This window comes from Actinosynnema pretiosum (assembly GCF_024171695.1).
Lineage (GTDB): Bacteria > Actinomycetota > Actinomycetes > Mycobacteriales > Pseudonocardiaceae > Actinosynnema > Actinosynnema pretiosum.
Map to the genome: position 1 here is coordinate 356,857 of NZ_JAMTCF010000005.1, position 21,774 is coordinate 378,630.

Consider the following 21,774-nt stretch of genomic DNA (forward strand, 5'->3'; position numbering starts at 1 on the left):
GAGAACCATGACCACCACCCCCGCCCGCGCCGACGTCCGGTCCGACGACGACCCGACCGGGACCCTCGACCTCGCCGACTTCGCCTTCACCCGCGCGGCCTGGCTGCCCGCGCCGGTGGAGCGGGTGTACGCGCTGGTCAGCGACGTCTCGCGGATCGACCTGTGGAGCCCGACCGCGTCCGGCGTGCGCTACGACGACGGCGCGGGCCCCGAGCCCGGCGCGTGGTTCGGCGGGCGCAACCGGCGCGGCGAGCGCGAGTGGGCCAGCCGCTCGCAGGTGCTCGTGGCCTCACCGCCGGGGGAGTTCTCGTTCGTCGTCGGCGGCGTGGAGGAGGGGGCGGTGCGCTGGCGCTGGACGTTCCGCGCCGACGGCGGCGGCACGATCGCGCGGCAGGAGTGGACCCTGCTGCGCCCCCACCCGGCGTTCGGCCCGACCCGCCGCGACGTGACCGCCCTGCGCGCCACGATGGCCGCCAGCGCGGAGACCACGCTGCTGGGCCTGGCCCGCTGGCTGCACGAGCACCCGGAGGGCTGAGTCGGGTTGGGGGCTGAGTCGTGTTGGCGGACCGGGCCGCGTCAGGGCTGAGTCGTCTTGGGGGACCGAGCCGCGTCAGGGCTGAGTCGCGCCGGGGGACCGGGCCGCGTCAGGGGTGGGCCGCGCCGGGGACCGGGTCGCGCCGGAGGACTGAGCCACGCCGAGTGGCGGCCCGCGCGGTCCACACCGCGCGGGCCGGTGTCCGGTGGTGGGTGCGCGCCCACCGCCGCTTGACCGCCGGTGCCCGGTGCCTGGCGGCGGTGTCCGGTGGCGCGGTGTCCGGTGGGGGTTGCGGGCCTGTCGCCGCTCGCCTGCTGCCACCGCTCAGCCCTCACCACTCCGCTGCCGCCACTCGACCCCGCCACTCCGCTGCCGCCACTCGACCCCTCACGCCGCCCCCACCCCTTCGCCGTCCGAAGCCCTTTCGCCCGTTTTGGCTACACTCGACGTGGTCGGTGCCGTCGTCGGGGAGAGGTCGTCCGTGGGCCACGCGCGCGCAGAACGCGGTCACCCCGCGACGCGGCGCGCCCGCGAGGTGGCGCCGGTGTCGCTCGTCGCCCCGTTCGCCGCCTCGGTCGTCGCGGTCGCCGACCCGCTGCCCGACGTGCACCTGTCCGTCCTGTCCGCCGCGCTCGTCGTGCAGTCCGCGCTGTGGCACGGCGCGCTGCTCCGGGTCCGCTCGACGTGGCTGTTCGTCCAGCTCGCGGTGATCCTCGGCGGGTTCGCGGGCACGCACGTCGCCTCCACCAACCACGCGCCCGCGATGGTCGCCGACCCGCTGCCGTGGACCGTGCCGATGCTGGACCTGGTGGCCGCCGTCGGGGTGGTCGCGCTGCTCGCCGCCTTCGAGGACGCCCTGGTCACCGGGGGTCTGCGGGCCTGGCACGCGCTCGCCGACCGGGTGCGGACCTGGCTCGCGGCCCTCGTGCGGGCGGTGCGCTGCCGGGTCGACGCCGTGGCGCCCCGCCTGGACGCCCCCGCGCCGCGCGACGTGGTCCGCGAGGTGCTGCTGCGCTCCTGCGCCGCCCGCCGGGGACCTCCGCTGCCCGCGTAGCACCCGAGTTCCGACCGAGGGGCCTTCCCACCGGTGATCTCCGCATCCCCGCACGGCGTCCCCGTGCGGTTCGACCCCCGACGCCCGCGCGGTCCGGCCACGCCCTCCTGACGAGGGCGCGCACCCGCGCGCAGGCGTCGACCTCAGAGAGGAAAACCCGACGTGGGCATCTTCGACATGTTCAACGAGCAGGCGTCCGAGTTCACCCAGGGCGTGTTCGGCCAGGCGAACGAGGCCGTGGGCGGCGTCGCCGACCAGGCGGGGCAGTTCACCGATCAGGCCGGTCAGTTCGGCGAGCAGGCCACGCAGTGGGGCGGCGAGCAGGTCGGCCAGTTCGGCGAGCAGGCCGGGCAGTTCGCCGACCAGGCGGGCCAGTTCGGCGACCAGGCCGCCCAGTGGGGCGAGGCCGCGACCGGTCAGGCGGGCGAGTACGCCTCCGGGTACGCGGCCGACGCCGGCGCGCAGGCGGGCGAGTACGTGCAGGGCGGCCAGGAGGCGTGGGGCGCGGCCCAGGACGTCGCGTCCGACCCGGCGGGCGCGGCCATCGACAAGATCTTCGGCTGGTGACCCGAGCCTGATCCCGGCGGCCTCGCCGCGCCGCGCCGCAGCGTCGCCGCAAGGCCGCCACCAGCGGTTTCGCGACCTCGGTTCGTGTTCCACCGTGCCCCCGGCCCTCACCCGGCCGGGGGCACGGACACGCTCACCAGGGTCACCGCATCGGGTATTCGCACTCGCACGGGTGGAAGCGGGTCCGGCCGGGATGCCCGGCGCTGAGGGTGGCGGGGATGCTTCAGGGGTCCGCTCATCCAGCCCGTCCACCCCAGGACCCGGCACGGGAGGCTCCTCGTGTTCCCCAGGTCGACCAGCGCCGCTGTGCTCGGCGCGCTCGTGCTCGCCGCCACCGCCGTCCCCCACGCCTCCGCCGCGCCGGGTGGCACGGGGCCGGGTGACACGGGTCCGCGGAGCGGCGAGTACACCCTGACCCTGGCGGGCGCCGACCAGACCTGGTCCCGCGCGATCCGGCTGCGCTGCCCGGCCGACGAGGCGAACTCCTACCACCCGATGGGCGCCTCCGCCTGCGCCGACCTCGACTCGGTCAGGGGCGACATGAACAAGCTCAAGCGCGTCAGCGAGCTGTGCAGGCCGGAGTACGGGCGGCTGGTGGCGACGATCAGCGGGCTGTACGACGGCACCTACGTCGAGTGGACCAAGGCGTTCCGCGACGAGTGCGTGCTGCACAAGACCACGCGCTCGATCTTCGACTTCTGACCGGCCACGTGGGGCCGAACCCGAGAGCCCCCGGTCCCCGCCGAACCAGAGCCGGTCAGATCCCGCGCCGCCGGGACAGCGAGTGCGCGCCGAACCCCAGCAGGAGCAGTCCGAGCCCGCCCAGCGCCACCACGCCCACCGACCGGCCGGTCAAGGCCAGGTCGCCGTCGCCTGCCATCGGGGGAGCCGCAGTCGTCGGCGGCGCGGGCGGCGCGGTGGTCGTGGTCGTCGCGGCAGGTGGCGCGGTCGTCGTCACCGCCGGGGCGAGCACCGTCACCGTCGTCGTGGCGCCGTCGTTCGCCGCGTTGTCGTCCACGTTCCCGTTGTACCGGCGCACCAGCGCGGTCGCGCTCACCGGCCCGGCCCGCTCCGCCGTCGCGGTGATCCGCACCGGCGGGAGCGCCGCACCGGCCGCCACCACGTCCCGCGTCCCGCACACCACGTCCCGCCCGACCACCGGGCACGTCCACCCGCCCGCCACCTCGCCGATCGCCAGCCCCTCGGGCACCGTCACGGTCACCTGCGCCCCGGACACCGGCACGCTGCCCGCGTTGCCCACCACGGCCGTCAGCTCGACCTGCTCGCCCACGACCGGCTCCGGCCGGTCGGCGGTCAGGGTGACCGCCAGGTCCTCCACCCGCTGGAACAGCCCGGCGTCCACGGTCAGGTCCTGGGTGATGCCGCTGTCCACGATCTCCACGACCATCGGCTCGCTCAACCCGGTGACCGGGTCGAACACCGAGCCGGTGCCGCGCGTGCCCGCGTTCGGCCTCGTGAACACCTTGTACGGGGGCGCGACCACCCGGACCCGGTAGGTCCCCTCCTCGACGCCGACGAAGTAGTACTCGCCGGTCGCGTTCGTGGCCTGCTCCTGCACCACCGCGCCCTGCCCGTCCAGCAGCCGCACGGTGATCCCCGCGATCCCCGGCTCACCGCTGTCCTGGACGCCGTTCCGGTTCAGGTCGTCCCACACGAAGTTCCCGAACGCGCCCTTGGTCATCGCGAAGTCCACCACCTGACCGGTGGTCCCCGAGATGGTGAACGGGACCGAGGTCGGTGACGACGCGCCATAACCGGGCGCCAGCACGGCCCGCACGATGTAATCCCCTGGGGTGAGCCCGGTGAACGAGTAGGTGCCGTCGGCGGCGGTGGTCGTCGACCCGACCGACGCCCCGCTCGACCTGATCAGCGACACCGCCACCCCGGCCAGCCGCACCGGTTCGAGCGGGCTGACCGACCCGTCGCTGATCAGCCCGTCGCTGTTGGTGTCGAAGAACGCGGCGCCGCCCACGCTGCCCGCCTGGGCGAGGGCGACCGGCCCGGCCGGGGGCAGCACGGCGAGGGCGAGCAGCACGGCGAGGAGAACCCTGGCGACCACCCCGGCAACGCTCCGCCCCCGTACCCGCTCGCGCGCGCCGGGAACCCCAAGTGAACCGGACCGGGCGACGCGCGACGCGCCGCCCGGCGGCGGGGGATCAGGACAGGGCACCAGGACGGGGCACCAGGACGGAGGAGCCGCAACCAGGGGTCAGGGCGCGCCGGTGCGTGGTCTCGCGCCGCTTCGCAGCGCGGGGATCGACTCCACCAGCGACCGGGTGTACTCGTGCTCCGGCGCGCCCAGCACCGCCTCCACCGGCCCGTCCTCCACCACCCGCCCCCGGTGCAGCACCGACGCCGTGTGCGCCAGCTGCCGCACCAGCGCCAGGTCGTGCGACACGAACACGTAGGTCAGCCCCAGCTCCGCCTGGAGCTCCAGCAGCACCTCCACGATCCCCGCCTGCACGCTCACGTCCAGCGCCGACGTCGGCTCGTCCAGCACCACCACGTCCGGCCGCAGCACCAGCGACCTGGCCAGCGCCACCCGCTGCCGCTGCCCGCCCGACAGGGTGGCCGGCTTGCGGGTGCGCAGCTCCTCGTCCAACCCGACCGCCCGCAGCGCCTGGAGCACCCGCCGCTCCCGCTCGCGCCGCGTCCCGACCTTGAACCGCCCCAGCGACTCGCCGACCAGCCGCTGCACCGTCCACGTCGGGTCCAGCGAGGTGAACGGGTTCTGGTACACCAGTTGCAGGTGCCGCCGCAGCGCCCGCAGCGACGCGTGCGAGCGCCCCGACACCTCCTCGCCCGCCACCCGGATCGAGCCCTCCTCCGGCTCCTCCAGCCCGAGCAGCAGCCGGACCGTGGTCGTCTTGCCCGACCCGGACTCGCCCACCAGCGCGTGCGTGGTCCCGGCCGGGACGGCGAACGACACGCCGTCCACCGCGCGCAGCGACCCGAACGACTTCACCACCCCGGACACCTCGATCTTCGGCGGCCCGGCCGACGCGGCGGCGGTCGCGCGGGCCTGGGCGTGCCGGTCCGGGTTGAGCGCGGGCACGTCCGCGCGCAGCCGCCGGGTGTACTCCTGCGACGGCGAGGCGAACACCTCCGCCGTCGGCCCGGACTCGCGCACCCGCCCGTCCTTGAGCACCACCAGCGAGTCCGCCCGCTCGGCCGCCACCGCCAGGTCGTGCGTGATCAGCAGCAGCCCGATGTCCAGCTCCCGGCCTAGCCGACCGAGCAGGTCCAACACGCGCTTCTGGATCGTCACGTCCAGCGCGGACGTCGGCTCGTCGGCCACGACCAGCGCGGGCCGGGGCAGCACGGTCAACCCGATCAGCACCCGCTGGAGCATCCCGCCGGACAGCTGGTGCGGGTACGAGTCGAACACCCGCCTCGGCTCGTCCAACCCGACCTGCGCGAACACCTCCAGCACCGCCGCGCGCCGGTCAACGTCCCCGTCCAGCAGGGCCGCCGCCTCCAGCGCCTGCGCGCCGATCGTGCGCACCGGGTTCAGCGAGCTGGCCGGGTCCTGCGGCACGAACCCGATCCGCCTGCCGCGCAGCGGCCGGAAACCCCGCTCCGGCAACGACAGCACGTCCCGGCCCTCGAACTCGACCCGCCCGGTCGCCCGCCCGGAACCCAGTCGCAGCACCGCGCGGGCGATCGTGGACTTGCCCGAGCCGGACTCGCCGATCAGCGCGAGCGAGCGCCCGCGCGCCAGGGCGAAGTCCACATCGGACACCACCTCATTTCCGCCGTAGGAGACGGAAAGCCCCTCGACCCGGAGCAGCTGCCCGGCGTCGGCCCCCCGGTGGGACTCGGGGCGGTCCAGGGTCAGTCTGTCCTGCGGAGCCATCGGCTGATCCTGTTCACGGAGAGGACGGTCGTGATGATCACCACCGCGGGCGCGGTGACCAGCCACGGGGCCAGTGGGAAGTCCTTGCCCACCGAGACCAGCAGGCCCCAGTCGGACGCGGGCGGCGGGTCGCCGTAGCCGAGGAACGCGAGCCCCGCGATCACCAGCACGGACAGCCCGAACTGGAGCACCGCCAGGGTCAGCACCGAGCGGGACGCGTTGGGCAGCACGTGCCGCAGCAGCACGTGCCAGCGCGACCCGCCCTGCAGGTGCGAGGACTCGATGAACACCGCCCGCCGGGTCTTGATCACCTCGGCGCGCATCACCCTGGCGAACACCCCGACCGCCGAGACCCCGGTCGCGATCGCGGCGTTCACGGTCTGGAAGCCGAGCGCGCTGACCACGACCACCGCCAGCAGGAACGACGGGATCGCCAGCAGCACGTCGACCAGCCTGGCCAGCACCGAGTCCACCCAGCCGCCGAGGAACCCGGCCACCAGCCCGACCAGGCCACCGGCCAGCACGCCGATGCCGACCGCGATCAGCGCGCTGGACACCGACGACGCCGTGCCGTGCACGACGCGGGTGAACAGGTCGCGCCCGAGGTGGTCGGTGCCGAACCAGTGCTCCCAACCCGGCGGCAGGAACTTGTCGGCGGGCACCCCGTCCACCGGGCTCGCCGAGGTGAACAGGCCGGGCAGCGCCGACCAGGCCAGCACCAGCGCCACCACCGCGAACGACAGCAGCACCGTCACCGGCAACCGGGAAGGGGTGCGGCGCAAGGCCTTGGGCCGGGTGGCGGTGACCGAGGAGACGCTCACGCCGCCACCCCCGCCCGCTCGCGCGCCGCCAGTCCGGTCCGCACGCGCGGGTCCAGCAGCGGGTACACCAGGTCGGCCACCAGGTTCACCACCACGAACACCACCGCCGCCAGCGCCACGACCGCTTGCAGCACCGGCAGGTCCTGCGTCGTCACCGACCGCTCCACCAGCGACCCGACCCCCGTCCGCCCGAAGATCTTCTCGGTGATCACCGCGCCGCCCAGCAGCTCCCCGACGGTCAGCGCGACCACCGTCACCACCGGCAGCGCCGAGGGCTTGAGCAGGTGCCGCAGCAGCAACCCGGTGCGCCCCAGGCCCCGCGAGCGCGCCACCGACGCGTACTCCTGACCGGCCTCGTGGTCCAGGTTCGCGATCAGCACCTCCGCCACCTGCGCCGACACCGGGATGCCCAGCGCGATCGCGGCGAACAGCGTCGCCAGCGGGCCCTCCGAGTCGATCACCCGGAACAGCCCGAGCTGGAACGCGAAGACGTTGATCAGCAGCAGCCCGATCACGAAGTTCGGCACCGACAGGAACAGCGACGGGAACGCCCGCAGCACGCCCTGCCCCCGGTTCGGCGGCAGGTACCGCACCCCGGCCGCGACCGCGAACGCCAGCACCAGCGCCACCGCCAGCGCCGACAGCGCCAGCACGACCGTCGACCACAGCACCTCGCCGACCAGGTCCGCCACCGGAAGCCCCGAGCGCAGCGAGACCCCGAAGTCCCCGACCAGGAACCGGGTCAGCGACTCCCACAGCTGCTCGTGCACCGGCCGGTCCAGCCCGTAGTAGGCGACGATCGCGGCGATCTCCTCCTCGGTGAACCCGTTCTGCGGGTCGCGCAGGGTGGAGGTGACCGGGTCGCCGGGCAGCACGCTGATCACGACGAACGTGAACGCGTAGGCCAGCAGCACCACCACGACCGCCTGCGCGACGCGCCCCGCCGCGTACCTGCCGTACCCGCCGCTCACTCGCCCAGCCAAGCGGTGTAGTAGTTCGCGTACGCGACCCCGTTGTAGGTGACGCCCTGCAGCTTCGGGGTCTGCACGTAGAGCCGCTGCACGATCTGGGTCAGCGGCACGTAGTAGCCCTGCCGGAGCACGTGCCCCTGCAGCTCGTCCAGCAGCGGCGCGCGCTCCTCGGCGCTGGAGGAACCGGCGACCGCCGCGCTCAGCCGCACCAGCTCCGGGTCGGACTGCCCGAGCCCGAACCAGTTCTCGCCCCGGTTGGCGTCGGTCAGCACGCCCGCGACCGTGCCCGCGTCGATGATGCTGCGGGTGACCTCGTAGGCGGCAACGCCGGGGCTGTTGACCTTGACCCGCTCGCCGTAGGTCACCACGTCGAACGCCTGGATGGCGACCGTGAAGCCGAGCTTGCGCAACTGCTGGGCGACCAGCTCGTCCACCGACTTCGACGTCGCCAGGTACGGGTTCGGGTACAGCGTCAGCTCGAGCGCCTTGCCGTCCTTGGACCGCAGCCCGTCCGCGCCCTTGACCCACCCTGCCTCGTCCAGCAGCTTCGCCGACTTCGCCGCGTCGAACGCGAAGTCCGCGCTGCGGTCGGTCGCGCCGGGCACGTTGGACTGGAAGAATGACTTCGCGGGCAGCCAGTCCTCGGTGTAGACCGTCGAGATGATCTCCTGCCGGTCGATGCCGTGCTGGAGCGCCTGCCGCACCCTCGGGTCGTCGTACGGCGCGACCTTCGTGTTGATCGCGAACCCGCTCACGAACCCCAGGTAGCGCGGCGCGGCGGTGGTGAAGCCCTGCGCCTTGAACGAGGCCAGCTCCTGCGGCGACGGGTTGTAGGCCACGTCGGCCTGGTTCGACCGCACGGCGGCCGTGCGCAGCGACGGCTCGGCGACGATCTTGTACGTGATCGAGTCCAACCGCGCGGGACCGCTGTGGGACAGGGCTTCCGGCGCCCAGTCGTAGTCGGGGCGCTTCTTCAGCACGACGCTGTCGCCCTGCTTCCAGGACTGCACGGTGAACGGGCCGCTGCCGATGTCGTTGGACAGGTCGGCCTGCTCCTCGGCGGGCAGCGCCAGCGTCTTCGGCGAGATCAGGATCGACCCGTGGTAGCCCAGGGTCGGGATGAAGCCCAGCGTCGGCGCGGAGAAGAACACCTTCACCGTGCTCGGGTCCACCGCCTCGGACCGCTGGTAGGTCTTCGGGAACAGGCCGATCGGGTTGATCCCCTCGTCCGGCGCGCCCTTCGACCAGGTGTCCAGGTTCGCCACCACGGCGCTCGCGTCCACCGGCGTGCCGTCGGAGAACGTGACGCCCTCGCGCAGCGTGAGCGTGAACTCGGTCGCGGTCTCGTTCTGTTCCCACTCGCGGGCGACCCACGGACTGGTCTTCCCGTTCTCGTCGACGTACACGAGCTTGTCGGTGACGTGCCCCCAGATGTGCCCCTGGAAGCTGGAGATGGCGCTGTTGTTGGGGATCCAGGTGTCGCCGAGCGAGTCGATCAGGAACGTCAGGTCCCCGCCCTGCCTCGGCTCACCCGAACCGCCCTGCCGCGCCGCGACGCCGGAACCGCAGGCGGCCAGCGCGGCGGCGGCCACGAGGCCCGCGACGAGCCGCGTCGCGCGGCGGGGGGATCGGCGGCGGGGGGACGGGCGGGACGTGTTCACGGGGGTGCTCCTCTAGTGGTCGTGCGGTGGGCGCTCGGGCACGGCACGAACGTAGGAGCGGGTCGCGAGCGCGGTCCAAGATGAAAAGGGGATGGGTACCCATCGAGGATGCCGATGGGCTGAAACCGCTGGTCACGGCCGCGCGCCGGTACTGTCGGCCGGGTGGTCGGGCCGATGTCCAACGGGTGGGAGCAGTCGATGGGGCAGAGCCGGGAGACCAGCGCGCACTGGGGTTCCTACCTGCTGGAGGTCGACGGCGACGGGCTCACCGCGCGCCCGCACCCCGACGACCCCGACGCCTCGCCCGCGATCGGCAACGTCGACGCCTACCGGCACCGCTCGCGGGTCACCCGGCCCGCCGTGCGGCGGCGCTGGCTGGAGGACGGGCCCGGACCGGACGGGCGGCGCGGCGACCCCGGCGACGAGCACGTCGAGGTCGACTGGGACACCGCGCTCGACCTGGTCGCCGGGGAGCTGCGGCGGGTGCGCGCCGAGCACGGCCCCAGCGCGGTGTTCGGTGGCTCCTACGGGTGGGGTGAGTGAATCACCCGACGGGAGAAGAGCCCAACCGACTGAGCGGCAGCGGGGCGTCGAGGTGCTGGTGACTCGTGGTCTCGCACTGCTGCGCAGCGCGGGGCTTCGCCGCTCCAACACCTGGGTGGTGCCCGGCGGGCACAGCAGGCACCTCGGCTCCGACCTCGCCCGCGCCGCCGCCAGGACCACGGAGGTGGTGAGCCTGTCGGCGTGGCGCGACGACGCGTGGGACGAGCTGGGCGCCGAGTGGGTCGGCGTCCTGCCCGGCACGGACACCGCCGTCATCCTCGCGCTGATCCACGTGCTGGTGGTGGAGGGCTTGGCGGACGACGAGTTCCTGGCCCGCTGCGCGGTCGGGGCCGACGTGGTGCGCGCGCACGTGCTGGGGCGGGACGGCGGGACGCCCAAGACCCCCGAGTGGGCCGAGCGGATCAGCCGGGCGCCCGCGCCGGTGATCCGGGACCTGGCGCGGCGGATGGCGCGCGGGCGGACCCTGGTCAACGTCGCGTACGCCGTGCAGCGCGGGGAGCGCGGCGAGCAGGCGGTGTTCGCGGCGCTGACCCTCGCGGCGTTCCTCGGGCAGATCGGGTCGCCCGGCGGCGGGTTCGCGCACGGGTTCGGCTCGATGGGCGACTACGGCGTTGGCGTGGCGGGACCACCGCTGCCGACCTTCCCGCAGGGGAGCAACCCGGTGCCGGACTTCATCCCGTGCGCCAGGATCAGCGACCTGCTGCTCGACCCCGGTGCGACGATCCCGTACGACGGCGGCGTCGTGCGCTTCCCCGACACCCGGCTCGTCTACTGGGCCGGTGGCAACCCGTTCCACCACCACCAGGACCTCAAGCGGTTGCGGCGCGCCATGTCCACAGTGGACACGCTGGTGGTGAACGAGACGCACTGGACCGCCACCGCCCGGCACGCCGACGTGGTGCTCCCGGCCGCGAGCAGCCTGGAGCGCGACGACCTGGCGGCGGGCGCGGGGGACCGGCGGCTGCGGGCGGTGCGGCGGGTGCTGGAACCGGTCGGCCAGGCCCGCGAGGAGTTCTGGATCTACGCGCGGCTCGCGGAGCGGCTCGGCGCGGGGGAGGCGTTCACCGAGGGGCTCGACTCGCGCGGCTGGCTGGAGCGGATCTACGAGCGGTGGCGGGCCGCGCCCGGCTCGCCGCCCGCGCCGCCGTTCGACCGGTTCTGGCGCGACGGCGGCGTCGACCTGCCCGCCGAGCCCTACCGGGACGCGGTGTTCACCGACTTCCGCGCCGATCCGGAGCGGTTCCCGCTGGACACGCCCAGCGGCAAGCTGGAGCTGTTCTCGGCCGCGATCGCCGGGTTCGCTCTGCCGGACGTCGCCGGGCACGCGGTGTGGCGCGCGATGAGCCCCGTGGCCGCCGAGTTCGACCTGCGCCTGCTGTGCAACCAGCCCACCCACCGGCTGCACAGCCAGCTCGACGCGGGCGCGGCCAGCCGGTCGACCAAGATCGCCGGGCGGGAACCGGTCCGGCTCAACCCGGCGGACGCGCGCGCACGCGGCCTGCGCGCCGGTGACGTCGCGCTCGTGCGCAGCCCGCAGGGCAGCCTGCTCGCCGGGGTCGCGCTGGACGACGGGCTGCTGCCCGGTGTCGCCCGGATGCACACCGGCGCCTGGTACGACCCGAGCGCGCCGCACGTGGCCGACTGCGTCGCGGGCAACGTCAACGTGCTCACCCGCGACGCCCCCACCTCCACGCTCACCCAGGCCACCAGCGGGGCGCACGTTCTGGTCGCGATCACCCGGCACGACGGCGAGCTCCCGCCGGTGCGGGCCCACGAACCCCCGCCGTCGCTCGGGTGACGGTCGCTCGGGTGACCGTCGCCCGGCGGGGTGGCTTTGCTACCGTGGGTCGACCGGAGAGGGGAGCCACGTGAGCGACGCCGAACGCGCCTCCGCGAAGACCCCTCGGCGGTCGGCCAGCCGGGGCAGCCTGTCGCTGGCGCTGACCGCGCTGACCCTGGCCGCCCTGGTGCTGCTCTACCCGCTGGCCCCCGTGCCCGCGCTCGCCGCGCTGGTCAGCGGGGTGCTCGGGATGCGGGTCAAGGGCGAGCCGAAGGTGCGGCACCTGGTGGCGTGCGTGGTGGGCGGGTTCGTGCTGCTGCTCTTCGCGGCGGCGCTGGTCGAGCTGCTGCCCGTGAGCACGACGGTGACGGTGCGCTGAGCCGCGACGGCTCCTCCCGGAAGCCGCCACCCCGGTCCGCCGTCACCTGCCCCGCAACGTCCGCGACGGCGTCTCCCCGTACGCCTCCCGGTAGTGCGTGCTGAACACCCCCGGTCTGCTGTACCCCCACCGCATCGCCACCGCCGTCACCGTCGTGCTCCCCGGCTCCGCCGCCGCCAGCTCCGCCCGCGCCGCGTCCAACCGCACCCGCCGCAGGTACGCGGTCGGCGTGGTCCCCAGGTGCCTGCGGAACGCCAGCTGGATCGCGCGCGGCGTCACGTGCGCCGCCGCCGCGATCTCCGCCGCGCTCAGGTCCCGCTCCGCGTTCGCCTCGATGAACGCCACCGCCCTGCGCACCGTGCGCGGGTGCGCGTCGCGGCTGTCCTCGGCGGTCGGCCCGGTCGGCGCGGTGGTCGGGAAGGCGTCCAGCACCGCCGCCGCCAGGTACCGGGTCGCGGCCCCCACCAGCAGCGGGCTCGCGGCGGCCCCCGGCGTGGCCAGCACGCCGTCCCGCACGTGGTCGATCACCATCCGCAGGTTCCCGGCCACCAGCGCGTCGACCGGCCGGTGGTCGAGCAGCCGCACCTGCTCCTCGCCGCCGACGACCTGGTTCAGCAGCGCCGGGTCCAGCATGGTGATCGTGTAGCTCGCGCTGCGGGCGCTGCCCTCGTACGGCTGGTCCGGCTGGGCGAACGAGAACAGCTCGCCGGGGCCGAACGTGCCCGGCTCCCGCCAGTCCGCCGCGCGGTGCCGGGCGATCGTGCCGGACCGGACGTCGCACAGGCAGATCTTGCCCAGCGGCTCCACGTGGTAGTTCATGTCGAACGTCAGCGCCACCTCGTCGGCGCTCACGGCTCCGCCCGCCACCCGCGTGATGCGCGCCCCGGACCGCCCCGTCGCGCTGCCGATCCGCAGCGGCGCGTAGTGCTTGATCAGGAACTCCTCGGTGGTCTCCAGGTCGGTGCTGTCGAACACCACCTGCCCCGCGTCGCTCCCGTCCTCCCGCGAGCCCCCGGCCCGCCCGTGCCCCGCCTCCACCTGCGCCGACCTCCTCCCGGCGCGGTCCTGGGACCTCCGGGACCGCACTGGAAAGGATGCCAAAACCGGGGTGCGCCCAGCGCCTCGCGTTGTCGCACGAAAGGGTGATATGTCCGACTCGCCGGGGCCGTGCTGCCCGCTCACCCCCGCCCGCCGCTGAACGAGCGCCGGTACTCGCGCGGAGTGGTGCGGGTGAACCGGCCGAAGTGGTGCCGGAACGTGCTCGGCGAGCGGAAGCCCACCTCGCGCGCGATCCGGTCCACCGGCAGGTCGGTCGCCTCCAGCAGCTCCTTCGCCCGGCGCACGCGGGTGCGCAGCAGCCAGTGCACCGGGGTCGTGCCCACGCCCGCCGCGAACCGGCGGCTGAACGTGCGCGGGCTCATCGCCGCGTGCCTGGCCAGGTCGGCGAGCGTCAGGTCCTCGGCCAGGTGCTCCTCGGCCCAGCGCAGCGTCGCGGCCAGCTCGTCGGGCCGCGCGGGCGGGCGGTAGTCGATGAACTGGGACTGCCCGCCCTCCCGCCGCATCGGCGCGACCAGGTAGCGGGCGGTGGCCGCCGCGACCCCGACGCCCAGGTCCAGCTCCACCAGGTGCAGGCACAGGTCCAGCGCGGCGGTCACCCCGGCCGCGCTGTACACGCCGTCCTGGCCGGTGAACAGCCGGTCGGTCTCCAGCCGCACGGCCGGGAAGCGGCGGGCGAACTCGTCGGCGAAGTGCCAGTGCGTGGTCGCCGGGCGGCCGTCCATCAGCCCGGTCGCCGCGACCGTGAACGCGCCGACGCACAGCGAGGCCACCCGCGCGCCGCGCTCGTGCGCGGCGAGCAGCAGGTCCCGAACCCGCGCCGGGGGAGGGTCGAGCGCCCCGCCGGTCGCCGGGACCACCACGGTGTCCGCGCCGTCCGCCCACGACCAGTCGTGCTCGGCGCGCACCGAGAACGACGGCGGCCCGGTCAGCGCCGCGCTCGGCGCCCACTCCCGGCTCCCCACCACGCCCACCCGGTAGGCGGGGCCTCCCCGCTTGAAGTTCGCGATCTCGAAGACCTGCACGGCCGTGGCCAGCTCGATCCCCACCACGTCGTCCTGCGCGAGCACGGCCACCCGGTGCATGGCGCGATCTTAGAACTCATTGGCGTCACCGCCACTCACCCGGACGTGCGGGCACGGGCACGCTGGGGTGGTCCCGATCAACCAGGAGGTCACCCGATGTCCACCGAACGGCCCGTCGTCGCGATGCTGCTCTACCCCGGTTTCACCCACCTCGACCTGATCGGCCCGCACGCGGTGTGGAGCCCGTGGATGGACGTCCACCTGGTGTGGCGCACGCTCGACCCGGTCGCCTCGGACAGCGGGCTCAAGGTGCTGCCGACCACCACGTTCGCGGACTGCCCGCGCGACCTGGACGTCCTGTTCGTCCCCGGCGGCACGGGCACCACCAACGCCCTGCTCGACCCGGAGGCCCTGGCGCTCACCGCCGAGCTGGGCGCGACCGCCCGCTACGTCACCTCGGTGTGCACCGGCTCGCTGGTGCTGGGCGGCGCGGGCCTGCTGGACGGCTACCGCGCGGGCACGCACTGGGCGTTCCGCGAGCTGCTGGCCCCGCTGGGCGCGCAGGCCGTGGCCGAGCGCGTGGTGACCGACCGCAACCGGATCACCGGCGGCGGGGTCACGGCGGGCGTCGACTTCGGGCTCACCGTCCTGGCCGAGCTGCTGGGGGAGGAGCTGGCGCGGTTCACCCAGCTCGGCCTGGAGTACGACCCGGCCCCGCCGTTCGACTCCGGCAGCCCGGAGAAGGCCGGTCCCGAGCTGGTGGAGCAGGTGCGGAACGCGTTCGTCGGGGACAACGGGAAGATGGAGGACGCCGTGGCGGCGCTGGCTGCCGCGCGCTCGGGCGCGCCTGCCTGAGCGGGTTTCCGGGTCGGGCGGCCCGCACCGGGCCGCCCGCTCGTCACCCCATCGCCGTCACCCCATGGCCGTCAGGGCCGCGTCGCAAGCCCGGAGCAGGGCCAGGTCGCGGGGGACCTGGTCGCTGCTCCACACGTTCGACACCGCCGTGTGCCTGCGCACCTGCCCCAGCTCCGCGCGCAGCAGCGGCCCGGCGGACGCCGCGCGGGGGCCCAGCTCCGCGAAGCAGCGGGCCACCTGCGACCGCGCGTACCGGTTCTCCGCCCAGACCCGGCTCAGCACGTCGACGTGCGCCTCACCGGCCACCCGCCACAGCGCCTGCGCCACGCGCAGCTCCACCCACACGTTCCCCTTGCCGCGCAACGCTTCTCGCAGCGCGGGGCGCGCGGACCCCGCCTCGGACCCGAGCTCGGCCAGCGCGTCCGCCGCGTCCGCCGCGCGGTGGTGGTCCGCCCCGGCCAGGTGGCGCAGCAGCACCGGCAGCACCGGCCCGGCGTCCGCCGTCACGCGCCACAGCGCCCGCGCGGCGGCCAGCTCCACCGGCGGCCGTCCGTCGTCCAGCAGCCCGAGCAGGACCGGAGCCGCCGCCGACGCGGACGGGCCGATCGCGCCGAGCGCGTCCACCACCTCGGGTTCCGGCGGCAGCGCCAGCAGGTCCGGCACGGCCACGGCCGCAGCCTCGCCGATCCGCCCAGCGCGCCCGCCGCCCAGAGCAGGCGCGGGTCCCGCAGGCGCGCGCGGAACAGCGGGACGAAGTCCGCCGCGACCGGTCCGTACGCGCCGATCAGACCACCGATGCCCCTGGGCGGCTCGGGTCGCTCCAGCGCCCGCCGCAGCGCCGGGAGCGCGCGCTCGTCCAGCAGCCCCACGAGAGCCCGCAGCACCGGGCCGGGGGACTGGGCCCGGTTGGCCTCCGCCACCGGTTGTTCGGCGTCCAGGGCGCGGGCCAGCGCGTCGGCTGCGGGGGCGGCCAGCTCGTCCCAGTGCTCCAGGGCCTTCGCCGCCCGCACGGCCGTCGCGGGGTCGTCCAGTTGGTCGCCGACCAGCGCGACCAGCTCCCGGTAGTCGCCGCGCCAGCGGGACACCAGCACCGACGCGGGCCCCAGCGCGTCCCCGCGCGCCTCCCGGCTCGGGGAGCGCAGCAGCGAGGTCAGCAGCCCGATCCGCTCGACCACCCGGTCGTCCAGCGTCGTGCTCAGGTCCCTGATCAGCCCCGCCCGGTGCGGGAACCCGCCCTCCCGCTCGCGCGGCGCGTCGGTGGGGAACCCGGCGGGCGGCTCGGGGCGCGCGTCGGCGTCGTAGAGCGCCGGCAGCGGCGACGCGAGGTCGGCAGGCAGCTCGGCCGGGGCGAGACGGGCGAGCTGGGCCAGCGCCGAGGCGGCCCGCACCGGGTCGTCCTGACCGGTCAGACCGGCCAGCCACGCCACGACCCCGGCCCGGTCGACGCCCTTCCGATCGGCCAGCGCCCCCACGCTCTCCACGATCGCCAGGCGCGCCTCGGGATCACCCTCCTCGGGCAGCCGCGCGCGCAGCGCCGCGACCACCGGGCGCGCGTCGCCCCCGCACACCCGCAGCACCGGCGGCACGGCGCGGCGCACGCGCGGGTCCCCGTCGTCCAGCAGCCCGAGGAACAACCCCCTGGCCGCGCCCACCTCGCGGCAGCACTCGTCATCGATCCCGTCCCCCACCTCGGCGTAGGAGGCGAGCAGCCCCAGAACCCCGTCCCTGCCAGGACTTCCGGCGGCGACGGCCTCCAGCAGTAACGGGATCGTGGCGACCGTGCACTCGTACACGTCGCCCTGGTGGTGCACCGTCCCGTACATCCCCTCCAGCGCGCTCTCCCGCACCGCCGGGTCCGGGTCCACCAGCCCCCGCAGCAGGTCCGGCACCTCGGTCGCCGGCCCGTAGGCGTGCTCCATCGACGCCCAGTCGACCTCGTCCAAACCCTCGAACACGTGCGGATTCCCCCTGCGCGCCAGCGGAACCCGCCGGGACGGGCGGGTTTCGGGCCACGGTAACCGGCGCCCCTGACACAAACGCCCCGCGCCGCTACCCCAGCACCCGCCGTCCCGCCGCCAGCAGCGCCGCGTCCTCCTGCGGCGGGTGCACGCGCACGCACAGCACGTCCCGCAGGTGCCGCTCCAGCGGGTTCCGCCGGGACAGCGCCGGGTTCCCCAGCGCGGCCACCGCCGTCTGCACCGCCGCGACCACCGCCCGCGCGATCGACGCCTTGACCACCGGCAGCTGCGGCAGCACCGACGCGTCCCCGGCCTCCACCCGGAGCAGGGCCCCGTGCAGCAGTGTCTCCGCCACCGCGACCTGCGCCTCCACCTCCCCGGCCACCACCTGGATCCGCTCGGTCGTCGCGATCGGCCTCCCCAGCCCCGCCGGGACCCGCGCGCGGGCGAAGTCCGCGAACGCCGTCCTGGCCGCCCGCGCCACCCCCACGTACAGCGCCGAGTGCGCGAACCCGCCCGGCCCGGTGGTCGCGGCCGGATCGCGGTACGCGCCGTCCGCGTCGCGCGGGATCTCCACGAACGCCTCCTCCGGCAGCTCGACGTCCCGGTACACCACGTCGTGCGTGTTGGAGGCCCGCAACCCCAGGTGGTCCCACGTCTCGACCCACTCGATGCCCGGCAGGTCCGCCGCGACCAGCGCGTGCCCGACCCTCGGCGTCTCCACGCCCGGCTCCCGCGCCACCACCCACACCACGTGGTAGGCCAGCGCGGAACCCCCGGTGGCGTAAGCCTTCCGGCCGTTGAGCACCCACCCCGACGTGGTGCGCCGCAACGTCGTCGCGGGCAGCCCGCCGCGCGCGGGCGCGCCCAGCTCCGGCTCGGCCCGCACCGCGTTCACCGGCGCGGGCCCGTGCGCCGAGCGCTCCAGCACGTCCGCGTACAGCTTCTCCGGCCAGTGCGGGCGCGCGGCCTCGGAAGCGTGCGCCACCAGGGTGTTCGCCGCGATCAGCGCCACCGACGGATCACCCTCGCCCAGCGCGGTCAGCACCCGCGCCACGTCCCGGTGCCCCAGCTCGGGGCCGCCGTGCCGCCGCGCCACCGACGCGGTCAGCAACCCGGCCCGGTGCGCGACCTCCAAGCCCCGCACCGGGATCGCGCCGCTGCGGTCGTACTCCTCGGCGGTCGCCGCGACCTCCGCCGTCACCGCCGCGAGCGCGCCCTCCGACAGGTCGGGCGCCGGGAACCCCGTCACCGCCCCGCCTCCGCGAACCGGCGGTAGTCCTCGCCGTAGTTGCCCAGGTGCTCGGCCTGGAGCCTGCCGCGGGTGCCGGTGGCCGCGCGGTGCGCGAGTTCCTGCCGCACCAGGGGAAGCACGTGCTTCCCGTAGTCCACCGCGTCCGCGAGCGTGTCGTACCCCCGGATGCTCACCAGGTCCGCGCCCCGGTCCACGTAGTCCAGGATCGCCGCCGCCACCGTCTCGGGCGAGCCGACCAGCGCCGTCGACGCCCCGGCCGCGTTCGTCACCGCCGCCGTCCTGGTCCACAGCGCCCGGTCGTACAGCTCCGACCGCTCGGCGAACGACAGCGCCCGCTGCGACCCGACGTTCTGCGGCGCGTGCCGGTGGTGCACCTGCTTGCCGTACGCGGACTTCGCGAACGTGTCCCCGATCCTCGCCACGTACTCGTGCGCCTTGCGCCACGCCAGCTCGTCCGTCTCGGCGACGATCGGCCGGAACGTCACCCAGATCCTCGGCAGCACCGTGCGCCCGGCGGCGCGCGCGATCGCGTGCACCCGCTCGATCTCACCGCGCAGGTCGTCCAGCGGCTCGCCCCAGAAGCTGAACACGTCCGCCCGCTCGCCGCCCACCTGGAACGCCTGGTCGGACTGGCCGCCGATGGAGATCGGGATCGTGTCGCCGTGCGGGGCGAAACCGGGGCCGAAGTCGTCGAACCGGTAGAACTCGCCCTCGTGGCCGAACGGCGCCCGCTCGCCCCACGCCCGGCGCAGCAGGTCGATGTACTCGGCGGTGCGCGCGTAGCGGCGGTCTTTCGGCAGGTAGTCGCCCTGCCTCGCCTGCTCGGCGTCGCTGCCGCCGGAGATCAGGTGCACCACCGCCCTGCCCTCGGTGAGCTGGTCCAGCGTCGCCAGCTTCTGCGCCGCCACCAGGGGGAACGTGGTGTTCGGCCGCAGCGCCACGATCGGCTTGATCCGCTCGGTGAGCTGGCCGACGGCCGAGGCCACGACGAACGAGTCGGCGCTGTTCGAGCCGTAGGGCAGCAGCGTGTAGTCGTAGCCGCCGTCCTCCAGCGCCCGCACGTACTCCCGGAAGTAGCCGAGGTCGATCCCCCTGGTGGGAACGGGGTTCAGCTCGGTGGACGGGTTCAGGTGCGAGAGGCTGATGAACTCGACCCCCCGCGCCGCGGTGTCGGGGATCTGCTGGGTGAAGACGGGTGCGCTGGTCACGTCCCCGAACGTATGGGCCGGTCTCGGCGGGCGTCCAAGACAAGAGCGCGATGGGTTCCGATAGTGCCGCGTTATGTTCCCCGGCAAGGGGATCACGCGCCCTGGGCCGCCGCCGTGCCGTGCGCGCCCGCGCCGGGCACGAGCTGCAGGTGGGGCCGCTGCGCGAAGAAGTCCACGCCCGCGCTCAGCGCCGCCCGCTCCACGTCCGCGTCCAGCCCGCGCCGCGACACCATGCGCAGGTGCGTGGTCCCGGCCTCCGGCAGGTCCGAGCACACCACGAGCCCCTGCGGGCGCGACCCGGCGTTGGGCAGCAGCGCCACCCCCAACCCGGCCCGCACCCCGGCCAGCACCCCCTCCAGGGTCGTGGACTGCGCGGTCACCTGGACCTGGTGCCCCTCGCCGGTCAGCACGGACAGCGCCCGCTCCCGCAACCCGCACGGCTCCTCGAACGCGACCAGCGGCCACGTCCCGCTCGCGCCGTCCGGCTGCCACCCGCGCGCCGCGTACCACACCAGCGGCAGCCGTCCCACCAGGTGACCGGGCCCCTGGCCGCCGGGGTCGAGCACGAACGCGAAGTCCACCGCGCCCTTGTGCACCGACTCGGCGAGCTGCGTGGACCGCCCGATCTCGAACCGCGTCGAGCAGTCCGGGAACGCCTCCCGCAGCGCCCTGATCATCTCCGGCAGCACCTGGCCCGCGCTGTGCTCGGTCGACCCGACCACGATCGTCCGCTCCGGACGGGCCTCCAGCCTGCGCAGCGACGCGTCGTGCACCTCGATGATCCGCCTCGCCTCGGCCAGCACCCGCTCGCCCTCGTGCGTGAACCGCATGTTCCGGCCGTCCCGCTCGAAGAGCTTGCGCTTGAGCCCGCGCTCCAGCAGCCGCACGTGCTGGCTGAGCGCGGGCTGGCTGATGTGCCTGACCGCGGCGGCCTTGCCGAACCCACCGCACTCGGCGATCGCGACCAGTGTCCGCAGGTGTTCGAGGTCGAGTGAGTTCGCCATGCCGACGATTAGAGCCGACGGGGGCGGTGGTGGGACACGCCTGCCGGCATGTGGGACTCGCCCGCGCCACCCCTTGACCCGGATCGATCCATCGCACTCCCGCATGGGAAGCGATCGAGGAACGCTCTTGGACGCGGCGAGCGGGGTCCGGCGAGGGTGGGGTGGACCTGCGGGGTCGGAACCGGGGAGGGGAGCGCCGATGGGCCACGAGGCCGCACGCGAACGGGCGGGGCTGCTGGAGCGCGGACTCGCCCCACCGCCGGACCCCGCGAGCCCGTTGAACCCCACGAGCCCGCCGGACCCCACGAGACCGCCAGCCCCGACGAGCCCGCTGGACCCGACGAGCCTGCGAGCCGCGTTCGGCGCGTTCCCGAGCGGGGTCGTGGCGGTGGCGGCGGAGGTGGACGGCGGGCTGGTGGGCCTGTGCGCGAGCTCCTTCACGGCGGTGTCCCTCGACCCGCCCCTGGTGTCGTTCTCGATCGCCACCGGTTCCCGCACGTGGCCGTCCCTGCGCCGGGCCGACCGCATCGGCGTGACCGTCCTGGCCGACCACCACGGCCCGGCGGCCCGCAGGCTGGCGGGCCCGGCGGAGTCCCGCTTCACCGGCCTGGACGCGGTGGTGGGGGAGGGCGGCGCGGTCACGCTGGCGGACGGCGTCGCCTGGTTCGAGACGTCGCTGGAGCGCGGCGTGGAGGCGGGCGACCACACGATCGTCCTGCTGCGCCTGCACTCGGCCGCGCACACCCCCGGAACCCCGCTCGTGTTCCACCGCAGCGGTTTCGGCCTGCGCGCGGCTCCCTAGACTCCGGGGATGTCCACGAGCAGCGCCCCCGAACCGCGACCGCGACCACTCAGCGAGTGCGAGGACGTCTACGACGTGCTGCGCGAGATCGCGCTCAGGCCGCGCATGTGGGTCCGCTCGCTGAGCGAGCTGGAGGCCCTGCTGTGGGGCTACGGCACGGCGCTGCAGGTCCACGGGATCGCGGAGCCCTACCCCTTCAACAGCAGCCGGGCGTTCTCCGACTGGCTGCGGGCCCGGTTCGGCTGGGGGATGGCCCCCGGCTGGGCGCGCGCGATCGAGGAGCACGCGGGCGACGAGGAGCCGTTCGAGGTGTTCTTCCGGCTGGTCGAGGAGTACCGGCTCGACCAGCTTCCCGACGCGCGCGCCTGACAACCGTCCACGGTGGACCCGAGGGCACTTCGC

Annotated in this window: 21 protein-coding genes; 10 read left to right on the forward strand and 11 right to left on the reverse strand. The window is 74.8% G+C overall.

Annotated elements, in window-relative coordinates; translation table 11 throughout:
- The first annotated feature begins 7 nt into the window (after positions 1–7).
- From LV78_RS12640 to LV78_RS12655, 4 genes are all read left to right on the forward strand, one after another.
- Positions 8–535 carry an SRPBCC family protein gene (locus LV78_RS12640; RefSeq protein WP_253845300.1) on the forward strand — a complete coding sequence of 176 codons (528 nt, stop codon included), beginning with the start codon at positions 8–10 and terminating at the stop codon, positions 533–535.
- Between the two features lie 544 nt (positions 536–1,079).
- Positions 1,080–1,589: a hypothetical protein gene (locus LV78_RS12645; RefSeq protein WP_253845301.1), complete on the forward strand. Its 510-nt coding sequence runs from the start codon at positions 1,080–1,082 to the stop codon at positions 1,587–1,589.
- A gap of 162 nt (positions 1,590–1,751) precedes the next feature.
- Positions 1,752–2,156, forward strand: coding sequence for a hypothetical protein (locus LV78_RS12650; RefSeq protein ID WP_253845303.1), 405 nt, complete (start codon positions 1,752–1,754; stop codon positions 2,154–2,156).
- Between the two features lie 279 nt (positions 2,157–2,435).
- Positions 2,436–2,858, forward strand: coding sequence for an SSI family serine proteinase inhibitor (locus LV78_RS12655; protein ID WP_253845305.1), 423 nt, complete (start codon positions 2,436–2,438; stop codon positions 2,856–2,858).
- 55 nt (positions 2,859–2,913) lie between these two features.
- On the opposite strand, the gene LV78_RS12660 is transcribed toward LV78_RS12655, so the two are convergent.
- The 5 genes from LV78_RS12660 to LV78_RS12680 all read right to left on the reverse strand — a co-directional run bounded on the left by LV78_RS12660 (position 2,914) and on the right by LV78_RS12680 (position 9,486).
- Positions 2,914–4,236, reverse strand: a complete 1,323-nt coding sequence (locus LV78_RS12660) for an SdrD B-like domain-containing protein (RefSeq protein WP_253845306.1) — start codon at positions 4,234–4,236, stop codon at positions 2,914–2,916.
- Positions 4,237–4,386: 150 nt separating this feature from the next.
- Positions 4,387–6,033, reverse strand: a complete 1,647-nt coding sequence (locus tag LV78_RS12665; RefSeq protein ID WP_253845308.1) for a dipeptide ABC transporter ATP-binding protein — start codon at positions 6,031–6,033, stop codon at positions 4,387–4,389.
- Complete coding sequence (locus LV78_RS12670) at positions 6,012–6,854, reverse strand: ABC transporter permease (RefSeq protein ID WP_253845309.1); 843 nt, start codon at positions 6,852–6,854, stop codon at positions 6,012–6,014. Before LV78_RS12670 ends, LV78_RS12665 begins: the two co-directional genes overlap by 22 nt.
- Complete coding sequence (locus tag LV78_RS12675; RefSeq protein ID WP_253845311.1) at positions 6,851–7,825, reverse strand: ABC transporter permease; 975 nt, start codon at positions 7,823–7,825, stop codon at positions 6,851–6,853. Before LV78_RS12675 ends, LV78_RS12670 begins: the two co-directional genes overlap by 4 nt.
- Positions 7,822–9,486, reverse strand: a complete 1,665-nt coding sequence (locus LV78_RS12680) for an ABC transporter substrate-binding protein (protein ID WP_253845312.1) — start codon at positions 9,484–9,486, stop codon at positions 7,822–7,824. Before LV78_RS12680 ends, LV78_RS12675 begins: the two co-directional genes overlap by 4 nt.
- 174 nt (positions 9,487–9,660) lie before the next feature.
- On the opposite strand from LV78_RS12680, the gene LV78_RS12685 reads away from it, so the two are divergent.
- The 3 genes from LV78_RS12685 (at position 9,661) to LV78_RS12695 (ending at position 12,209) form a co-directional block, all read left to right on the forward strand.
- Positions 9,661–10,029 (forward strand): molybdopterin-dependent oxidoreductase, encoded by a 369-nt coding sequence (locus LV78_RS12685; RefSeq protein WP_253845314.1) that lies wholly within the window; start codon positions 9,661–9,663, stop codon positions 10,027–10,029.
- A gap of 58 nt (positions 10,030–10,087) precedes the next feature.
- A complete protein-coding gene (locus LV78_RS12690; RefSeq protein WP_253845316.1) occupies positions 10,088–11,848 on the forward strand; it encodes a molybdopterin-dependent oxidoreductase in 1,761 nt (586 codons plus the stop codon).
- A gap of 70 nt (positions 11,849–11,918) precedes the next feature.
- Positions 11,919–12,209 carry a hypothetical protein gene (locus LV78_RS12695; protein ID WP_253845317.1) on the forward strand — a complete coding sequence of 97 codons (291 nt, stop codon included), beginning with the start codon at positions 11,919–11,921 and terminating at the stop codon, positions 12,207–12,209.
- Between the two features lie 42 nt (positions 12,210–12,251).
- On the opposite strand, the gene LV78_RS12700 is transcribed toward LV78_RS12695, so the two are convergent.
- Positions 12,252–13,247, reverse strand: coding sequence for a helix-turn-helix transcriptional regulator (locus tag LV78_RS12700; RefSeq protein WP_253845319.1), 996 nt, complete (start codon positions 13,245–13,247; stop codon positions 12,252–12,254).
- 140 nt (positions 13,248–13,387) lie between these two features.
- Positions 13,388–14,350: a GlxA family transcriptional regulator gene (locus tag LV78_RS12705; protein WP_253845320.1), complete on the reverse strand. Its 963-nt coding sequence runs from the start codon at positions 14,348–14,350 to the stop codon at positions 13,388–13,390.
- Between the two features lie 96 nt (positions 14,351–14,446).
- On the opposite strand from LV78_RS12705, the gene LV78_RS12710 reads away from it, so the two are divergent.
- Positions 14,447–15,145 carry a DJ-1/PfpI family protein gene (locus LV78_RS12710; RefSeq protein WP_253845322.1) on the forward strand — a complete coding sequence of 233 codons (699 nt, stop codon included), beginning with the start codon at positions 14,447–14,449 and terminating at the stop codon, positions 15,143–15,145.
- Between the two features lie 503 nt (positions 15,146–15,648).
- On the opposite strand, the gene LV78_RS12715 is transcribed toward LV78_RS12710, so the two are convergent.
- From LV78_RS12715 to LV78_RS12730, 4 genes are all read right to left on the reverse strand, one after another.
- Positions 15,649–17,100 carry a hypothetical protein gene (locus tag LV78_RS12715; protein ID WP_253845324.1) on the reverse strand — a complete coding sequence of 484 codons (1,452 nt, stop codon included), beginning with the start codon at positions 17,098–17,100 and terminating at the stop codon, positions 15,649–15,651.
- A gap of 94 nt (positions 17,101–17,194) precedes the next feature.
- On the reverse strand, positions 17,195–18,355 hold the full coding sequence (locus tag LV78_RS12720) for an acyl-CoA dehydrogenase family protein (protein ID WP_253845326.1): 1,161 nt from the start codon (positions 18,353–18,355) through the stop codon (positions 17,195–17,197).
- Positions 18,352–19,566, reverse strand: coding sequence for an LLM class flavin-dependent oxidoreductase (locus LV78_RS12725; protein ID WP_253845328.1), 1,215 nt, complete (start codon positions 19,564–19,566; stop codon positions 18,352–18,354). Before LV78_RS12725 ends, LV78_RS12720 begins: the two co-directional genes overlap by 4 nt.
- A gap of 92 nt (positions 19,567–19,658) precedes the next feature.
- Complete coding sequence (locus tag LV78_RS12730) at positions 19,659–20,570, reverse strand: LysR family transcriptional regulator (protein WP_253845329.1); 912 nt, start codon at positions 20,568–20,570, stop codon at positions 19,659–19,661.
- A gap of 199 nt (positions 20,571–20,769) precedes the next feature.
- Between LV78_RS12730 and LV78_RS12735 the strand changes: the two genes are divergently transcribed.
- Both LV78_RS12735 and LV78_RS12740 read left to right on the forward strand, forming a co-directional pair.
- Entirely contained in the window at positions 20,770–21,372 is a 603-nt protein-coding gene (locus LV78_RS12735) for a flavin reductase family protein (RefSeq protein ID WP_253845331.1), read from the forward strand.
- A 9-nt stretch (positions 21,373–21,381) separates the two neighbouring features.
- The gene (locus tag LV78_RS12740) at positions 21,382–21,741 is read left to right on the forward strand and encodes a hypothetical protein (RefSeq protein ID WP_253845333.1); all 360 of its coding nucleotides are present in this window, start codon (positions 21,382–21,384) and stop codon (positions 21,739–21,741) included.
- Positions 21,742–21,774: the final 33 nt, after the last annotated feature.

Coding starts and splice junctions, on each gene's coding strand:
- LV78_RS12640 (WP_253845300.1), top strand. CDS start 8: ATGACCACCACCCCCGCCCGCGCCGACGTCCGGTCCGACGACGACCCG.
- LV78_RS12665 (WP_253845308.1), bottom strand. CDS start 6,033: ATGGCTCCGCAGGACAGACTGACCCTGGACCGCCCCGAGTCCCACCGG.
- LV78_RS12685 (WP_253845314.1), top strand. CDS start 9,661: ATGTCCAACGGGTGGGAGCAGTCGATGGGGCAGAGCCGGGAGACCAGC.
- LV78_RS12705 (WP_253845320.1), bottom strand. CDS start 14,350: ATGCACCGGGTGGCCGTGCTCGCGCAGGACGACGTGGTGGGGATCGAG.
- LV78_RS12710 (WP_253845322.1), top strand. CDS start 14,447: ATGTCCACCGAACGGCCCGTCGTCGCGATGCTGCTCTACCCCGGTTTC.
- LV78_RS12730 (WP_253845329.1), bottom strand. CDS start 20,570: ATGGCGAACTCACTCGACCTCGAACACCTGCGGACACTGGTCGCGATC.
- LV78_RS12735 (WP_253845331.1), top strand. CDS start 20,770: ATGGGCCACGAGGCCGCACGCGAACGGGCGGGGCTGCTGGAGCGCGGA.
- LV78_RS12740 (WP_253845333.1), top strand. CDS start 21,382: ATGTCCACGAGCAGCGCCCCCGAACCGCGACCGCGACCACTCAGCGAG.